General features: G+C 52.8%; 22 protein-coding genes. 12 read left to right on the plus strand and 10 right to left on the minus strand.

All coding sequences use genetic code 11. The features are described from left to right. Positions 1-63: 63 nt before the first annotated feature. Positions 64-288, plus strand: coding sequence for a hypothetical protein (locus SynROS8604_RS01065; protein WP_186544822.1), 225 nt, complete (start codon positions 64-66; stop codon positions 286-288). 273 nt (positions 289-561) lie between these two features. Continuing rightward, positions 562-720, plus strand: coding sequence for a hypothetical protein (locus tag SynROS8604_RS01070; protein ID WP_186544823.1), 159 nt, complete (start codon positions 562-564; stop codon positions 718-720). A 26-nt stretch (positions 721-746) separates the two neighbouring features. Here the strand turns inward: SynROS8604_RS01070 and SynROS8604_RS01075 are convergent, their stop codons facing one another. Together SynROS8604_RS01075 and SynROS8604_RS01080 are read right to left on the minus strand one after the other, a co-directional pair. After that, on the minus strand, positions 747-1,196 hold the full coding sequence (locus SynROS8604_RS01075) for a TA system VapC family ribonuclease toxin (protein ID WP_186544824.1): 450 nt from the start codon (positions 1,194-1,196) through the stop codon (positions 747-749). After that, entirely contained in the window at positions 1,193-1,432 is a 240-nt protein-coding gene (locus tag SynROS8604_RS01080; protein WP_186544825.1) for a hypothetical protein, read from the minus strand. Before SynROS8604_RS01080 ends, SynROS8604_RS01075 begins: the two co-directional genes overlap by 4 nt. Positions 1,433-1,449: 17 nt before the next feature. On the opposite strand from SynROS8604_RS01080, the gene SynROS8604_RS01085 reads away from it, so the two are divergent. From SynROS8604_RS01085 to SynROS8604_RS01105, 5 genes are all read left to right on the plus strand, one after another. Next, positions 1,450-1,707, plus strand: coding sequence for a hypothetical protein (locus SynROS8604_RS01085; protein ID WP_186544826.1), 258 nt, complete (start codon positions 1,450-1,452; stop codon positions 1,705-1,707). Positions 1,708-1,732: 25 nt separating this feature from the next. After that, on the plus strand, positions 1,733-1,978 hold the full coding sequence (locus tag SynROS8604_RS01090; RefSeq protein WP_186544827.1) for a CopG family transcriptional regulator: 246 nt from the start codon (positions 1,733-1,735) through the stop codon (positions 1,976-1,978). Continuing rightward, positions 1,978-2,235 carry a hypothetical protein gene (locus SynROS8604_RS01095; protein WP_255445120.1) on the plus strand — a complete coding sequence of 86 codons (258 nt, stop codon included), beginning with the start codon at positions 1,978-1,980 and terminating at the stop codon, positions 2,233-2,235. Before SynROS8604_RS01090 ends, SynROS8604_RS01095 begins: the two co-directional genes overlap by 1 nt. Positions 2,236-2,549: 314 nt before the next feature. Next, a complete protein-coding gene (locus tag SynROS8604_RS01100) occupies positions 2,550-2,843 on the plus strand; it encodes a type II toxin-antitoxin system Phd/YefM family antitoxin (protein ID WP_186544828.1) in 294 nt (97 codons plus the stop codon). After that, positions 2,840-3,244 carry a type II toxin-antitoxin system VapC family toxin gene (locus SynROS8604_RS01105; protein WP_186524398.1) on the plus strand — a complete coding sequence of 135 codons (405 nt, stop codon included), beginning with the start codon at positions 2,840-2,842 and terminating at the stop codon, positions 3,242-3,244. The genes SynROS8604_RS01100 and SynROS8604_RS01105 overlap by 4 nt, the downstream gene beginning before the upstream one ends. A 694-nt stretch (positions 3,245-3,938) precedes the next feature. Here the strand turns inward: SynROS8604_RS01105 and SynROS8604_RS01110 are convergent. The 5 genes from SynROS8604_RS01110 to SynROS8604_RS01130 form a co-directional block, all read right to left on the minus strand. Continuing rightward, positions 3,939-4,124: a hypothetical protein gene (locus SynROS8604_RS01110; protein ID WP_186544829.1), complete on the minus strand. Its 186-nt coding sequence runs from the start codon at positions 4,122-4,124 to the stop codon at positions 3,939-3,941. A gap of 70 nt (positions 4,125-4,194) precedes the next feature. After that, entirely contained in the window at positions 4,195-5,601 is a 1,407-nt protein-coding gene (locus tag SynROS8604_RS01115) for a glycosyltransferase (protein ID WP_186544830.1), read from the minus strand. A 197-nt stretch (positions 5,602-5,798) separates the two neighbouring features. After that, positions 5,799-7,256: a hypothetical protein gene (locus SynROS8604_RS01120; RefSeq protein ID WP_186544831.1), complete on the minus strand. Its 1,458-nt coding sequence runs from the start codon at positions 7,254-7,256 to the stop codon at positions 5,799-5,801. Then, positions 7,253-7,756, minus strand: coding sequence for a dual specificity protein phosphatase family protein (locus tag SynROS8604_RS01125; RefSeq protein WP_186544832.1), 504 nt, complete (start codon positions 7,754-7,756; stop codon positions 7,253-7,255). The genes SynROS8604_RS01120 and SynROS8604_RS01125 overlap by 4 nt, the downstream gene beginning before the upstream one ends. Next, on the minus strand, positions 7,756-10,188 hold the full coding sequence (locus SynROS8604_RS01130) for a polysaccharide biosynthesis tyrosine autokinase (RefSeq protein WP_186544833.1): 2,433 nt from the start codon (positions 10,186-10,188) through the stop codon (positions 7,756-7,758). The genes SynROS8604_RS01125 and SynROS8604_RS01130 overlap by 1 nt, the downstream gene beginning before the upstream one ends. Positions 10,189-10,291: 103 nt before the next feature. On the opposite strand from SynROS8604_RS01130, the gene SynROS8604_RS01135 reads away from it, so the two are divergent. The 3 genes from SynROS8604_RS01135 (at position 10,292) to SynROS8604_RS01145 (ending at position 13,454) form a co-directional block, all read left to right on the plus strand. Beyond that, positions 10,292-11,404: a polysaccharide biosynthesis/export family protein gene (locus SynROS8604_RS01135; RefSeq protein ID WP_186544834.1), complete on the plus strand. Its 1,113-nt coding sequence runs from the start codon at positions 10,292-10,294 to the stop codon at positions 11,402-11,404. A gap of 1,000 nt (positions 11,405-12,404) precedes the next feature. Then, the gene (locus SynROS8604_RS01140) at positions 12,405-13,151 is read left to right on the plus strand and encodes a YdcF family protein (protein ID WP_186544835.1); all 747 of its coding nucleotides are present in this window, start codon (positions 12,405-12,407) and stop codon (positions 13,149-13,151) included. A gap of 60 nt (positions 13,152-13,211) precedes the next feature. Next, positions 13,212-13,454 carry a hypothetical protein gene (locus SynROS8604_RS01145; protein WP_186544836.1) on the plus strand — a complete coding sequence of 81 codons (243 nt, stop codon included), beginning with the start codon at positions 13,212-13,214 and terminating at the stop codon, positions 13,452-13,454. Positions 13,455-13,642: 188 nt separating this feature from the next. On the opposite strand, the gene SynROS8604_RS01150 is transcribed toward SynROS8604_RS01145, so the two are convergent. From SynROS8604_RS01150 to SynROS8604_RS15575, 3 genes are read right to left on the minus strand one after another with little or no spacing between them, the layout of a single operon-like run. After that, a complete protein-coding gene (locus SynROS8604_RS01150; RefSeq protein ID WP_186544837.1) occupies positions 13,643-14,176 on the minus strand; it encodes a hypothetical protein in 534 nt (177 codons plus the stop codon). 21 nt (positions 14,177-14,197) lie between these two features. Then, positions 14,198-14,563 (minus strand): nucleotidyltransferase domain-containing protein, encoded by a 366-nt coding sequence (locus SynROS8604_RS01155; protein ID WP_222930122.1) that lies wholly within the window; start codon positions 14,561-14,563, stop codon positions 14,198-14,200. Further along, positions 14,550-14,843 (minus strand): hypothetical protein, encoded by a 294-nt coding sequence (locus tag SynROS8604_RS15575; protein WP_255445121.1) that lies wholly within the window; start codon positions 14,841-14,843, stop codon positions 14,550-14,552. The genes SynROS8604_RS01155 and SynROS8604_RS15575 overlap by 14 nt, the downstream gene beginning before the upstream one ends. Positions 14,844-14,849: 6 nt before the next feature. On the opposite strand from SynROS8604_RS15575, the gene SynROS8604_RS01165 reads away from it, so the two are divergent. Together SynROS8604_RS01165 and SynROS8604_RS01170 are read left to right on the plus strand one after the other, a co-directional pair. Then, positions 14,850-15,413, plus strand: a complete 564-nt coding sequence (locus SynROS8604_RS01165) for a glycosyltransferase (protein ID WP_186544839.1) — start codon at positions 14,850-14,852, stop codon at positions 15,411-15,413. Further along, the gene (locus SynROS8604_RS01170; protein ID WP_186544840.1) at positions 15,337-16,158 is read left to right on the plus strand and encodes a glycosyltransferase; all 822 of its coding nucleotides are present in this window, start codon (positions 15,337-15,339) and stop codon (positions 16,156-16,158) included. The genes SynROS8604_RS01165 and SynROS8604_RS01170 overlap by 77 nt, the downstream gene beginning before the upstream one ends. The last annotated feature ends 8 nt before the right edge of the window (positions 16,159-16,166 follow it).

The following is a 16,166-nucleotide window of genomic DNA, read 5'->3' on the forward strand; positions in this document are numbered from 1 at the left end:
AAGATTTTTTTCTTTGATCCGTGACTCAGGGCATGTTCTCCTTGATCACGGGTCTTTTATTGTTTGAATTCACTTGTCTTTTTCTGGAAATCATCGTCATTGGTTTTAAGTAACCCAATTCCTTCGGTAGCGGCTTCTGATCCTTCCGCTCTTTGCTCTGATGCTGAAGGTTGTGTTTCCGATGTTGATCACAACGAAGAAGGTCCTTTTGCTCGCCCTATTCATCCCATTAGTCTTGGATTGTTTATGCGCTCCATGGGCTTGATAGCGGCGCCTTTGATCGCTTGAACGAATTGTTGTTATCGCTGCGGATCCGTAACCCCAGTGAGTTGATTGCTGCTACTCAGCCTTACTTGAGTTTGCGCGTGGATGGTTTTTGGTGGTCATTGAGAGTTCTGCGTCTCTCCAGGCAGATCAGCATGCCTTCCCCAAGGCGTTGGTGAGCGCTGGCCGCTTCCCCTCAGTGAGTGCTGGGTTGCAGGTCTTGCTGCAGCAGTGCGCCAATGGGCCCTTTCTCTCTGGCGATCAACTGCGGGCCAGATTGGCTGTGGTTTTCGTTATATGGCTCTGGATCGTGCCGTCTATTGGTTTCGTCCACCAGCTGAACAGCGAGACATCCAGGTGCTTTCCGTGCCGGCGGGCAAGACCACCAGCGCCGCGTGTTGGTGCGGCTGTTGCAAAACAGCGTTAAGGCCTGAGCCTGCCTTGTCCACTCAGTAGAGCTCTGATGGATCTTGGCTGCACGCTCATGCTGACGATGTTCCGTTGAGTTTTAGCCGTTGCAGATCACCGAAACGTTCGAAGTCGCGATCAAAGCTCACAAGGCGCCAACCGTTGCTGATAGCCAGCGCTGCAAGGTAGGCATCGGTGCAAAGCCGGGCTGAGAGATCGCCCTCGCGCATCAGTTGGTGGAACACATCCCAGCCATCGCTGGCAGGGGTCGTGAGGCTTACCCCCGGTTGTTGGCACAACGCTTGAAGGATGGCAGAAGCCTCATGCATGGTTTTGACGGCTGGACCCATCAACTTGGGTTGGCTCAACAGGCGCACCAGGCCCAAGGCCGTGACCGTGCAGAAGTGCACCTGCTCAGCAGCCTGATGCTCCCAGTAGTCCAGAGCTGGCTGATGATGGAAGTGATCAGGGGTTGCCAGTGCCAGCCACACATTGAGATCCGGAAGATCGGCGTTGCTGCTCACGGTTCGAGCAGGTCAAAGAGGTCTGCGTTGCTGGTAGTGCTGGAATCAAAAGCAAGGTGGCCCTCAACCTTTGGGAGATGGCTAGCAGTGCGCGTTGTTGGTCTCGTTCGCTTTGGTGCCGTGAGCCCTTGTTCCACGTAGCTCTGCAAGAGCTGTTTGAGCGTGATCTTTTCACTGGCGGCCCTGGCTTTGAGCCGCGCAAAGAGAGGGTCCGGTAACTCAAGGGTGGTCCGCATTGCTCTTTGAGGCTTTGATGCGCATATTAATGCGCATCACCAGTTGTGTTGTTATTTGCATGCCTATTGGCTCTCTCTTCTTTCGATCTCTGATCGGCTTGATTGATTTTCAAGATTGCTGGAGTTGGCCTGTGAAGGTGTTCGCTGATGTTGGTTCGCCTGAGGGTGGTGTCTCTGTTCAGGCTGGGCTCGCGGAGTCGGGACGTGACAAGGATGAAGCCGCATTCGCCTCGCTTGAAGAGCATTGGATGGCTTCGTCTTGCTGCTTCGCTTAAAGTGATTTGAGATGAGTGATGTTTGATGCGCACCACTCTCCAGCTCGATGACGATGTGCTCGCCGCAGCGCGCGTTCTGGCCCGTCAGCGTCAAAGCACGATCGGTGATGTGATCAGCGACCTAGCCAGGCAGGCCCTATCCAGGTCAGCAGACGGAGGAGTACAGAACGTTTTGGAGCAACGCTCTAGATTGCCGCAATTACCGATGAAGGCTTCTGGTGGCGTCGTTGATTTGGAGCTTGTGAATCAGTTGCGCGATCAAGAGGCTTGATGGCCGAACGGATTGCTTTGTCGGATGTGAATGTGCTGATCGCTTTGATCGATCCCAGGCACGTGCACCACGAGCCATCCCACCGCTGGTTTCAGGCCCATGGCGGTCATGGCTGGGCTACTTGCCCCCTCACTCAGAACGCGCTGTTGCGGATTCTCGGGAACCCGCGATATCCCAACAGCCCTGGTGGGCCGGATGCTCTGTCTTGGGATGCCGCTGGCATCTTTGAGGCAGAAGCACTGCTTCACCACGGGTAAATCACGGATGCATATCTTCTTGGGTTGGCAGTTCATCACCAAGGAACGCTTGTCAGCTTTGACTCACGTCTCAGCTCTAAAGTCGTCTGCGGAGGGTCTCAGGCCTTGCAGTTGATTGATCCAGGCTGATGACCCGAGTCCGCTCTGTTCGTAACAGTCAGCAGCCACTTCTCGGTCATGAGGTGGTCATTTGGAGCTCAACATGCCCCCGCTTGCTGAGAAGGTTGAGCGCTCAGAAAACGTGCAGGGCCAGTAACAGCTTTCTTAGTTTAGTTTGCGGACTAAGCTAAGAGCTAGTGATTGGCGCGGCTGTGATGAAAAATCCGAATGTGTCCCAGCAGCGGTTGGTCAACGTGCACCAAGCCAAGACCCACCTCTCGCGCCTGATGGATGAAGCCCGCGCGGGCGAGACGATCGTGCTTGCCAAGGCCGGACGGCCCTGGGCGCGTTTGATGCCCTTGGAGCCGCCTCCGGCGCAGCGCATCCCAGGCCGGTTGAGTGGCCTGGGCTCTTTGCTGCATCCTGAAGCCCTGCTCGAGCCGCTCGCTCTCGAGGAATTGGCGGACTGGGACGCTAGCTCCTTGCCTCAGACTCCACCATTGCCATGACGGCCAGTACGGGTTATCTGCTCGACAGTCATGTGCTGCTGTGGTGGTGGTTCGATCCGCAGCGAATGCCTGAGGGGGTGCTGGCCCTTCTCTCCAATCCGGAAACGCCGATCGTCGTCAGTTCAGCGTCTGTCTGGGAGCTCAGCATCAAGCACCACCAGGGCAAGTTGCCGGAGTTGGAGCATGCGATCACCGATCTACCGGCCTTGCTTCGTGCTGATGGGTTTCAGATCCTCTCGATTGCGATCAACCATGCCTTGCGAGCGGGCGCCTATTGCCAGCTCCATCGCGACCCTTTTGATCGCATGCTTGCAGCTCAGGCAGAGCTCGAGCAGCTTGTGCTGATTACGGCTGATTCGCAACTCTCGGCCTTCCCTTGCCGTCAACTTTGGGAGGGCTGAATTCAAAAGATTGCAGAGGAACCTGTGCGTCTGCAGATCGCTTCCAGAGCAGTTGCTTCATGGTAAGAAGCAACTTGGCTGTTCATAAAACGTCTCAGCGGAAAGCCTTGAACGAGAATCAAGCGATGGGCTTTCAAGGCGAAATATTAATCAGAGAACCACTATCAAAAGCCAGAATTTTATTACAATAAAATTTTATCAGCTGATTCTTTAAATGCCTTAGTTAATAACTTTGCGTCAAAGCTTAACTCGAATCAATTAACAGCTCCAGCAATTAGAGATAAATTTCTCCTGTGAGCAAACCGGATTTAACCATGGAACGAAGCCTTCTCGGCTTTGAGGCAAGCGATGCTTCAAGATCCATATCATTCCGCCTTGGATGAGCGAATATTAAAGTTGACCAGGAACTCAACCAGATCGAACGCTTGCTCGATCAACTTGAAGCCAAGGCGTCAACAGTGGCTTTCATTGATAATAAGATAACGTTTCTTTGGAAGCTTCTTCAAGTATTGCATATGTTTATTAACCTTTTCTATTAAATCTAAAGATCGTGAATCGATTAATGAGTTTGATGCAAGCGTTGAAAGCGCCGTAAGGCATTTTGCTGTCTGCGAGCGATTTGTGTGAGAGCAGGATTATCTTTTGTGGGCGAGGCCGGTGATTTTCAGGGAAGGTGTCACTCGTTGGCTGCCACTCAGGCGGCCTGAATTAAAAATAGAGCCTGGATCGACTCGGGATCTTCTGTTGGCTTCTCGATCCACACTTCTTCCGGTTGACGCCAGCAGCGAATGTGCCGGCTCCGCTGTGCCGCTGATGGGGCATGACGAATTTGATGCCGCTGAGGCGGGGCCCCCTGGTGTACGGATGAGAGGGGTGACATCTTTCCTGAACCGGGGGGCGGCAAGTTTAAGTATTGGAACTCACTAGTTTGTTTAGCCATGTGAACCCGATCATGTGGATGGCCGACTGCCCGGGATGGGTTTTGTGGAGTTGTCGAATTGCTTGGAATGATCGGCAATGAGACGTTGGTAAAGGTTTTCTATCTTCCTGGCACAATCCTGATTGCTGGGGATGAAATCTGATGGCATTGGAATGCCTTTTCTCCGTTGGTATGTCCATCGAAAGAAAGGTCCTTCTTCAAGGCCTTCTCTTAGAGACTTGCCCCAATGCTCCGGATGGGCCATGGGCAGTGTGAAAACGCCTTCGTGGTCGCTCAGTCCTGCAAGACCACCTGCATCGGTGATGATGATGGGGAGGCCATAAGCAAGAGCCTCTCGGGCAACGAAGCCGTACACTTCTTGCCAAAGAGAAGGCATGGCGACGACATCGAGTTGAGAAAATATCGATGACAAATCTTCCTTGTCGTAGGGTCCATTAAGTTTCAAGAGATTAGGATAGTTGTTGGCAATTTCAATAATTCTTTTTTGGCTTGATTGATCTCCTTGGTAGGTATCTGGAATAGGCCCATGAAGTTCAACCTTCAACCACTTTTGGAGTTTTCCTTCTAAAAGTGCCTCGCAGAATCTTAGTTGGCCTTTATGGGGTGCAACGTTGCCGAGAATTCCGATGCGAATACGTTCGCCAGGAGGCTCACCTGTTGATGTGTCACTGATTTCGTTCGCAAGTTGTCCACGAGGGAATGATAGGTTCAATCCGTTTTCGACAACACTTATCTTCTGGTTCATACCATGCTGATGAAGTATCGATGCGGTTTCTTTTGAAGGTGTGATGATAGCGCTGGCGTATTGCAGCATTTGATTGCTGTAACGTGCCCATGCGGATTTAAGGCTGATCCTGGGAGTGTTTTTATCTTTTATTGTTGCAATCTGCGTATAATAATCTGCAGATTCCAAGCTTTTTGATGTTTGATCTGAGGATTTTAATGAATTTTGTTCCCACTTGTCGTGATCATCGGGTCCGATAATTGAATGCTCAGAGTCGAACAGTGAGCATTGTGGGTCGATGCACCAGTAATCGTGCAGTGTGACAACGGTAGGTACTAATTTACTGCAACTGCGGACTGCTCGAATTCCGAAGAAGAGATTATGGTGGAAGTCAATAATATCAAGCTGATTGTGGTTAATCCAGTCCCTTAAAATAATCTCAGCCTGAGGTACGCGTTGAAAATCAAATAGGCATCGCGTATCAGAGTAATTGTAGTTTGTTTGGTCAATCTGAAGACTTCCCTCTTTCCATCCTTTGGCATTGTATTGATTGTCAGTGCCTTTTTCGTTGATGCAGTGAATAAAGACTTGATGCCCGTATTCAGATAAAAGTTTCGCCAATCCTGAAACATGTGTTTCTAGGCCGCCTCGATGATCTTTCCCCCAGGCAAAGCAAACGATTCCGATTTTCATGGATTAGGGATTTCAGCGATCGAGGTATTTAGAATTTTCTCTGAAGTGAGACTTGCAGATTCATATCATTTTATGCAAGTAAGATAACTGTAGTCAATTGTGTAATGTATTGTTATGAGCCCCTTGAGATTTTTTCTGATCTGCTACACAGTCAATGAAGCGTTGCCTTCGTTGAATTACCGCTTCATTAACCGGATTTAAAGCTTCACTTGGAAGGATACTTGCAGGCTAAGGCGAACGCGATCGGTTAATACCACGTTCGGCAAAGCGACCTTCTCCGGAAAACCTTCAATCGGTGTGACTTTGCAACCTGGATATTCACAATTGCGCACGATGCTTTCCACCATCGGGGTAATAAAGAGTCCCAGATCATAAAAAGGTCTCCAGCTTAAACCAGCGTTTAAGTTGCGCCCACTCCATTCACCAATCAAATTCAGACCATCAACCACTTCGAGGGAGGCAGCCGCAATGGGATTGATTTGTCCGTAATCACTACCTGTTCTAAGTGCTCGTTTAAAGCGTTCGTTGCTGCAGGGATTTTTGGGTTTGAAGCCAAAGGTTTGACAGCCTGCATCTTTTAAAGCGCGAGTTTGATCTTGGAAGGTTTGTTCGATTGGTTTAAATTCTCCGTTGCCAATCCCAGCTGTCAGATAAAAATTGCGAAACCATTTGCTTGTATTTTCAGGTTTTTTGAGCCTGAATCGCTGACTGCCCACAAAATAAAAATTGCGGGTCATATCTGAGAATGTAAAGTCTTTGCTGTCCCAGGTGATTAAGTTTTCAATGCCGGTTCGAAAGGATGTGTCGGGTCCAATTGCTTTTGAATAGTGCAGGCCGGTTTGAACTCCTTGCAGGGGTTTGTTTCTGTCGATGAGTTTTCCCTTGCTGCTTCCAATGGCGCCACTGATGGTTTCAGCACTGGTGGTAATAAAAATTCCACCCCATTTTTGAGTGTCTCCAAATCCTAAATTAAAATAAGTACTGCCATTGGCTGTTTTATTCAAGGAATCTTGCCAGTTGGCAAAGGTGGTGAACGGTTCACAGGGGCCTTTGCCCAAGGTACAATCTGTACCTGTAATTACACCATCAACGATGAAACCCTGCGGTCCATAACCATTGGGGATGAGATAGCTGATATTCGGGTGCCAACGTTCATCTCTCAACAGACCTCGGGAACTGCCATAGGTGGGAGCTTCTTCTTCACGGGTTCGGTAGGCAAGTTGAATAGCACGCGTGCTGTCTTTGTTGTTTGTGTCTGGTTGCGGCATTGCATCTTCCGCGATCAGGTCTTCCTGTGGAACAAGCGTCCAGACCGGCTCGGAGTGAGGCGAAAGGTCGGTAATGTGTATGGAGTCAGATGCGTTGGGTAGAGGATCGGAAGGTTGTACCCGCTCCCAGTTCAACCCATTAGGTTCCTGGGAGATAGCAGAATTTGAGACAACAGGTAACTCAGGTAGGGGATGTGCCAACTCCCAGATCAAAGTGGTTTTTATAAGGTTGTCGGTTTCATTGGCACTCTTCGAGTGCATGTTTCCCTCCTCTGATGGCAGTTCTGGTAAGGGTTCAATTGGGAACCATTGCAAGTCCTGAGCCTTCGCTTGACCAGCGATGAGAACAATGAAATAAGGCCAGATCCAGCGCGACAAATTAATCATGGTGCTGATTGGTTGGTCCGATTTTGGCTGAGCTGGTGGAGTAAGGCAAGCTGGCCGGGCAAGGGATTGGTACCTGGATGCACTTGCATCAGGTAGTCGAGCGCTTCCGTGGGATTGAGCTGTTGCTCTTGTACCAACCAAGCCATGCAAATCAAGGGCGATCGTTCAACAGCTGCTACGCAGTGCACAAAGACTGGGCCTTGCTGGCGCAGTTCAGATAGGGCGAGCAGAGAGCTCTTCAGTTGTTGCAGACTAGGAAACTCGGCTCTGCGATGATCCGGCAGCACTATGCGTTGGCATTGGAATTGATCTGTGAATCCTCGAGGGGACTGGGCCTCTTCAAGTGAACACAAGCTCAGTACTCCATGAATTCCGTCTGCTTTTAAACGCTGTATATGCCAATCTTCCCTTGGTGCTGGACCAACGGCTAGCTCGTTGGTTAAAACCCAATCGATTCGAAAGCGTTGAATGGGTTGCATTGCGTTGGGATCAACAACCATTAGTTATCCAACCAGCGCATGAATTGGGACCTGCGAGCTTTCAACCGTTCACGGAATGTGAGCGATTTGGTTTGCTTGTTTCGATCGCGTTGAGAGGGTTGTGGGCTAGCTGAATCAGTGTTTCCATCTTCATCGTCCAGATCGGCGTATTGGGCATAGGCCGATGTGGTGTTGTAAGCGGCATATCCGTAGCCGCCATATCCATATTTGCCGTAGCCATATTGCCCATAGCCATAGGCAGAGGAGACTTGCTGCTGTAGTGAAATCGCGTTGGTGATAATCCCAAGCAAGGGGGCGCCACTGGACCGGATGCGATTGATAGCTTCCTTGGGAAGGCTTCGGTCGACGCGATTGAGGCTCACGAGCAACATCAAACCATCACAGTGCTCGGCAACCAAAGCAGCATCTGCGAGTCCAAGCGCCGGTGGGGTGTCAAACAAAACCAGATCAAATTCGCCGCTGCTTACTAAGTCCTCTACCAATTGATGCATCCGTTTCGAGCTCAATAAGCGTGTTGGGTCGGGTGGCCGGCGACCAGCGGTCATGACTGACCAGCCTTCGTAGCCATCAATGGGCTGAAGGGCTTGGTGCCAATGGCTCGAATCGTCCGTTAAGATGTTGGATAAGCCGCGAAGATTGTTAAGACCCAGGCGGGTGTGAAGTTGGGGTTTGCGTAAGTCAGCGTCGATGAGAAGCACCCGCTGCCCCATCTCTGCCAAGGTTTTGGCCAGCAGAGTGTTCACCAGGGATTTGCCCTCTTCTGGCAAGGAGCTGGTCAGTGCAATCGAGCGCAGCGGCTTGTCGCTGTTGAGGAAACGCAGGGATGTGAAGAGGTTGCGGAATGCTTCCTGATAAAAAAAGCGTTGATACCGTGCTGCTTTTCTTTCGGTCTCCCCTACATCGGCTTGGGTTTCACTGTCGAGTTCTTTCAGGAGGAAACGTTTGTCTTCCCGAACGCCTTTGAAGAAATCCACGTAAGGGACATGGCCCAGCAGAGGCAGCTCGCCCATTTCTGCTTTGACTTCACCCGGATTGTGAAACACATGATCCTTGCGATCGCGCAACAGCCCTGCACCGGCTCCAGCCACTAAGCCAAGCATTGTGCCGAGGGCGAGATTTCTGGGAACGGATGGCTTGATGGGAGTGGGATTGATTTCAGGGGGATCAATCACCCTCCAAGGAACGCTGCGTTGGGCAATTTCCAGTTGAAAATTTTCCCTTGCGCTGACAAGACCAGAGAGGTTCTCGTTGGCAAGCTTCAAGCGGGTTTGCAGGGCTTCGTATTGCTTGATCAGAGCAGGTTGTTTCAGGAATTGAGCATTGAGCTGAGCCTCTTGCTGCTGGGCCGTTTCCAGGCGACCTTGATTGAGATTGAGGGCTGCATCTACAGCCTCGAGCTGATTCTTAAGAAGTAAGGGCTTGAGTTGATTGATGCGTTCTTCCAGCCCCATCACCATGGATGAACTAGGGAGGTACGTTGAACGGGCTTCGGCGAGTTCTGTCTCAACTTTGAGGAGTTGTTGCAGCAGGCTTTGATCCACATCGCTGATGGTGAGGCCTTGAACTCCTCCACCTGCAGTGAGGCCGTTACCCAGGCCACCAATCGCTTCCTGAAACCCTCGTGCCGTCAGCGTTCCATAGGCAATTTCTTGGCGCACTTTGGACAGACGATTGCGGCTTGCTTGTAGAGCAAGCACTTGGTTCGACAATGCAAGTTCTTGCTGCCTTAAAGCGCCACCCTCAGCAGTGGGCTCCAGTAAAGAGTGTTTGATGCGAAACGCCGCTACTTCCGATTGGATTTGCTCCGTTTTGGCCTCAAGGGCAGGAGCTTGCTTGTTGAGGAAGTTCAAACCGTCAGCAAGACGCTGTTGGCGTTCCTGCAGGGCTACTTTCAAATAGGTGTCACTCAGCGCGGTCAACAATTGCTGGTCTTCGTCTTTATCTCGGCCCACCAGGCTCACTTTAAGGATGCCTTCTGCTTGTGACCGTTTTGCACCACCTGTGGTGATCGTGATGCGGCCAGCTAAAGCGTTTTCGCTGAGATCGAAGCGCTCGGCGATCGGACTCAGCAGTAGGGGGCTTTGCAGCAGTTCAATCAGGGTGGGAAGGTCATTGCTTGTGGTGTTGCGTGCTAGCTCCTCAAACACCGTGCCGTTGAGGCCACTTGATGAGCCTGAGTTGTTGCCTGAATCACTACTGATCGGATCTGTGATCAGTAGTGCAAACGAGCCTTGGTAGACAGGCCGGAAGATGCGTTGATAAGCCGTGATCACGCAGGTGAGAGCGATCACCCCAGCGGCGGTGACACCAATTAATTTTTTGCGGCGCTTCAGGGCGCGCCACAATTCACGTAAATCGATCTCATCACTTCCATCAACCTGAAGCAAGCCCTCAACTGCTTGTGGATTGGGTTGCGCAGACAGGTTGGTCATAACCACTTCACTCACTGAGCTATTCAACCTGGAAATGGTCTAAACGGCGCGTCCCTATGGGACACTTAGCGCCGCATCTGTGTTCTCTTCCCTTCCTTCTGCCATGACGACCCTCAGGCCAATGGCACTTTCCGTTCTAATGGCTGCTCAGGCGTTGGTGGCACTCCCCGCTGTGGCCCTTGAAGCAGAGCCGATCAATGCAATGGCTGCAGGGCCCAATGCATTGCAGGCCAATCGCACTTTTTTGGAGGAAGACGCTTACATCATCGGGCCAGGTGATGTACTCGAACTGCGTCTTTTTGATTCTCCAGAGTTGTCTGGACCGCTCGAAGTGTTGAACGATGGATCTGTTCCACTTCCGCTGATTGGAAGTGTGCGGCTCACCGGTCTCACCCTTCAGCAGGCAACGGTTTGGGTGAAAACGTTGATGGGCCAACAATTGCTGCGACCCGATTTGCAGTTGCGGGTTGTGAGACCTCGTCCGATTCGGGTGGCCTTGGTGGGCCAAGTGGAACGCCCGGGCATTTATTCGCTCACGGTGAGTGAAACAGTTTCAACAGAGGGAGGTCCATCGACATCGGTGAGTGGTTTGCCAACCGTTGTTGATGCGATTCAGAAAGCTGGTGGCATCACCCAAAAAGCGAACTTGCGTGATGTGCGATTGCAGAGGCGTCTTCCAGGAGAAACGCCTCAATTCAAACAGGCACGTTTGAACCTCCTCGATCTGATTCTGGAAGGCAATCAGACTCAAAATCCCTACCTCTTTGATGGAGACACGGTTCGGCTTGGTAAAGCGGATGAAACGCCAGAAGAGGCCATTGAACTGGCTTCAGTGAATCTTTCGCCTCAGGTGATTGGGGTGAATGTGATTGGTGAAGTGGTGGCACCGGGAAGGTTGGAGTTGCAAGCAAACACGCCTTTGGTGCAAGCGGTGTTGGCGGCTGGTGGCGCGAAAAACTGGCGTGCCAACAGGGGCAATGTGGAGTTGGTTCGTATTAATCGCAATGGCTCTGCAACGCTCGAACGGTTTAAGATTGATCTCAGTCAAGGTGCTTCCAATGAGAAGAACCCGCCCTTACGCGATGGCGACACCGTGAAAGTGAATCGCAGTGGATTGGCAAAAGCGAGTGATGCGATTGGTGCTGTGAGCGAACCAGTAAGTGGTCTTGTTACGATCTGGACCTTATTGCGCTTGGTGAATGATGGTACGAATTAATGATTTGGTTGAGCAAATGTTAGTGGCCGAGATTTATCCCTCAAAGAGGAAGCTTTGTTAGGATTCTCAGTTAGTCATTATGCTGCTTCCTTGAGCGCATATGATCAGTTTGTTAATGCACTATTTGCCTGTCTTGAGTTTCAAGCTGTTCGACGTTAAAGCTTGTGAATTAAAACTATCCTTCATTTTTTGAGCAGCCCTGCGTTTGTCGACTTTTGCGTCCCTGGCAGCGCTTGATTCGTGGAAGTCGATACTGTTTAAGTGGAAGAGGTGGGTTGTTCGTCTTCTCGCAAAGGAATGAGCTCAATGAAGAGCAATGCTGGCAACGCTCGTCAGTCAGTCCTTGAAAACAAAAGCGCATCTACGAATGCGTCTCTCACGATTTGCTCTCCTACGCCATGCTTTCCTAGACGCGCTGCTCCGAAGTGGCTGAGATGAACTGTTTTGCTGAGCCATCTCCTCGGCATGTTTTTGACTCCAGTGGCGCCTTGTGTTGCCTCGTAGCCCTATCCGTTGATCGATCGCTCATGGGTAGTACGTTTTGTGGGTGGATGTCACTACCGTTTCCGCGAACTGTCAAATTGTTATTGCTAAAAGTTTTTTGAGCCATTTGATCTCAGGCTAGGTAAGGTATTAATAGAGACAACCCTTCTTGGAAAGATTGAACTCATTCATGTTCAGTCTGCCATCGTTTAAGTTGTGCGATTCCCTCGATAGTGAAAACACTTTTGAAGGAGAGGTAGATCGTCTCTGACGTCAGTGCTTCAGGCTTGATTGAGGTGTTGACCAATACGACTTAAGCAGACCGCTTCCTTGAGGATTTTGAAGACGAAAACTTACTGATCGTGCCTTTCATCACCATCCTCTAAGTGTTCGAACAGGGATGTGATTTGTTGAAGGACAGCCGTTCCCCTGCGCTGCCTGGCGCCGATGCTCTGCACCTGGCTTATGCGGTATCCCATGCCTAACGCTTTGAAGGGGCTGTGCTGACGACGTTTCGATGATTGATCTGCTCAGCAAGCTTTTCCCCCTGGCCCTGCTGCCCCTTGGCTTGTCTCTGATCCTGTTGCTGGCTGGGCTGATCGGCCGTTGGCCTGTGATTGCAGCGGTTGTGCTGCTTTGGGTTTGTTCTCTGGGGCTGGTGAGCCAAACCCTGTGGCGCTGGCTGGAGGCACCCTGGCAACGCACCACCGCTGCTGAAGCTCCTTCCGCTGAAGCGATCGTGGTGCTTAGCGGCGGCCGACACCCCGCTCCCGGTGCGGCTCGGGTGAGCGAGTGGCATGACCCAGACCGCTTCTTAGCTGGTCTTGATCTCTACCGCGCCGGCAAGGCCCCGCGTTTGCTGTTTACTGGTGGTGCGAGTCCATTCAGGCCCGGCCAACCTCCAGAGGGGCAGCGCTATCTAAGGGAAGCGCAACAGCTGGGAATCCCCTCTGGTGTCATGGCGAGCACGCCCCCTGTGGTGAACACCGCAGAGGAAGCGGTTGCGATTCGTCGATTGCTGGAGGCATCTGGGAATGCATCAGTTCTATCCACTCGCATCCTGCTGGTCACCAGTGCCTTTCATATGCGCCATGCTCAGCGCCTGTTTGAGCGCCAGGGTCTCGTGGTGGAACCGTTCCCCGTGGATTTTCAGGCCCGCGGCGCTTGGGCCGGGTCTCTTTGGCGTGACCCCACCCAGTGGTTTCCTTCTGCTGGCGCCCTTGATGGCATCTCCCGTGCAGGCCTTTCGCGGACAGGGCCGTAAGGGTGGTGCAACCGCGAGGCTCTTGGCGGATCGGGAGCTCGATCGCAACGCTGAACGGTAATGCCAGCTTTTTGCCTCGACACCTCAGCAATCCTGACCTTGCGAGACGACGAGCCCGGTGCCAAGCGCGTCGCCATGCTGCTAGAAGGACCTGATCCCTGTTTCGCCTGTTTCATCAGGCGTATGGAGGTGCTTTACCGGGTTTGGATCGCCGCAGTGGCTCTTCTCAGCGGAGCAATACTGCTGCATAAGGATCCGGAATTTGAGGCCATCACTGAGCTGGATCAGAGTTGGTTGGCCTGACTGCCTCTCATGCAAGCGCTGCCCGTTTTGCCTAGGTTTGCGCTAGACGATCAAGCTGCTGTTCGAGCTCTGGCCTCAGCCGAATCAAAATCGCCATGGCTAGAAGGTGTTTAACGATTGATTCGACCAACTAGTGGTTGGTTGTTGGGCTGACGCGTTAAAGGCTTTCGGCTCAGGGCTCGAGCAGGTCAGAAAAGTTTGCTATTTCGATCCTCGCTCTCCGGCCACTGGTAGGTTGTTGCTGAGGCTCCAGCGGCGATCGTGGCCAGCCAAGTTTGAAATGCTGAAATGTCAGCATCCAGGCAGGGCCAGGTCTCACGAAGCTGGCTAATCAGCTGTTCAATCGGTTCCGCACGCAACTCATCGGCATAGAGGTTGCGAACGAGATGGCGAAATCGTAAATAATCTTGCAGTTCAAGCTGTGTGCTTTCGCTCAGAACGGCAGGTCGCGTTTCTGTGCTCATCGCCATACGTTCAAGCAATCGCCGGTGCCACCCTTCCCCTCTGCTCGGTGTGCCGCCGTTGACGACCCGGCTCACCAGCAGCAAGATTCGCTCAACACCCGTATAAAAGCTGTGGAGCCGCAACGCCGCCGCCTCCACTGTCTCGGTAGAGCTGCTCAGACGCTGTTCCATGGCAACCAAGCCACCTACTAGTTTCTCAAGGCGTCTGCTCTCACGGTTCAGGTCATCGCGCAATTCCAGCAGATCGGAGGCTTGCATGGCTGGAACGTGACTTGATTTTTAAAGGGTTTGGCTGCGGCTTAAGAGCCGTTTGACAAGACCATCGCTTAGATCTTCCCTGCGCTTGAGGTCAAGCCGCAGTGGTCCAGCTGCTTCCGCCAGGGCGATGGCTTCAAGAAGCCCTAATGCTGGCAGTCCTTCAACGAGAAGGTCGAGGTCGGAATGATCGCGGAAGCGTTGATCCAAAATCGAACCAAACACATGCACCGAACGGATTTCAGGCCACCTCTGCCGCAGTGAATCAGCAGCGGTTGCCGCCTGAGTCATGCCAGCTTGTCTGTGCTGCTCGAGTCGTGCATGATCCGCCGCGAAGCGCTGGGTCCAGTACTGCTGCCCATGAATGGTCATGGCATCAGTTTGATTCATATCCTTGCCTGGTCAACGCAATTGGCGAGCTCATCGTTTCAGCAGAGCTCTGATGGATCTTGGCTGCGCGCTCATGCTGACGATGTTCTGTTGAGTGGGAGCCAGCGCAGATAGCCAGAGCTGCAAGGCAGGCGTCGGTGCAAAGGCGGACTGAGAGATCGCCCTCGCGCATCAGGCCCAAGGCCGTCACACTGCGGAAGTGCACTTGCTCAGCAGCCTGTTGCTCCCAGTAGTCCAGGGCAGGCTGATATTGGAAGTGATCAGGGGTTGCCAGTTCCAACCACGCATGGAGACCCGGAAGATCTGCGTTGCTGGTGGTGCTGGAATCAAAAGCAAGCCGGCCCTCAACCTTTGGGAGCTGGCTAGCAGAGCGGGTTGTTGGTCTCGCGCTGTGCGTTGCTGCCCTTCTGAGCTGATGCTTACCCCGAAGGTGCTGCTGGTAGCGAATACCAGCTGGTACCTCTACAACTTTCGCCTGCCTTTGATCCGCGATCTACGCGGCCTTGGCATCGACGTAGCGCTGGTGGCGCCCCACGATGCCTTCACCTCCATGCTGGAGGCGGAAGGGTTCACGGTGCATCCCTGGCTGGTGGCGCGCAGCTCCGTGAATCCCCTCAGCGAAGCCCATGCTCTGGTGGATCTGTTGCGCATCTATCGCCGTGAGACGCCGGATCTCGTACACCACTTCACCATCAAGGCTTGCTTTTACGGCACCATCGCCGCTAAGGGAGCCCGGGTGTATCGGGTGATCAATGCCGTAACCGGTTTGGGCCATGTGTTTCTGGGCACGCGCAAACGCAGCCGCCTGCTCCGACAAGGCGATCAAGCCGCTGTATCGCGCCGCCTTTAAGGCGCGGCGCTCCACGGTGGTGTTTCAAAACGCCGACGATCAAGAGACCTTGATTCGGCTAGGCATCACCGATGGCGAGCGGGCTCGCCTAATCCGCGGCTCCGGTGTCGACATCAACCGTTTTAAGCCCAGCGCAGACTCCGCTGGAAGGTTTCACGATCCCCTGCAGGTGTTGTTCCCCTCGCGCCCGATTCGCGAGAAGGGAACAGCAGAGTTGTTGCAGGCTTGCCGGAGCTTGTGGGCGGATGGCGTCGAACTGGAGCTGTTGGTGGCCGGCGCACTCGATAGTGGCAACCGCTCGGCCTTAACTCCGGCTGAATTGGCTGAGTTGCGTGCCAATCACCGCATCCGCTGCCTCGGCCACATTGAAGACATGCAGCTGGTCTATGCCGCCAGCGACATCGTTGTGCTGCCCTCTTGGCGGGAAGGTCTCTCCCGCGCCTTGATCGAAGCTGCCGCCATGGAACGGCCGATCATCACCACCGATGTGCCCGGCTGCCACGATGTGGTCGAGCAGGGTATCTCCGGTCTGCTGGTGCCTCAGCGCGATGCCCGTTCGCTGATGCTGGCGATTCGCTTGCTGCTTGAAAACCCTGATTTAGCAAAGCGCTTTGGGAAGGCAGCGCGCCAGAAAGTGGTCGCTGAATTTCAGGTGTCGCTTGTGAATGAAAGCACCCTGCTCCAATACGAAAGAGTGCTCGGCACTTCCCTGAAGCGCGAGCCGCTGCTGAAGGGGCTGTTCTAACGGCCGGG

It is taken from the genome of Synechococcus sp. ROS8604 (assembly GCF_014279655.1).
Classification (GTDB): domain Bacteria; phylum Cyanobacteriota; class Cyanobacteriia; order PCC-6307; family Cyanobiaceae; genus Synechococcus_C.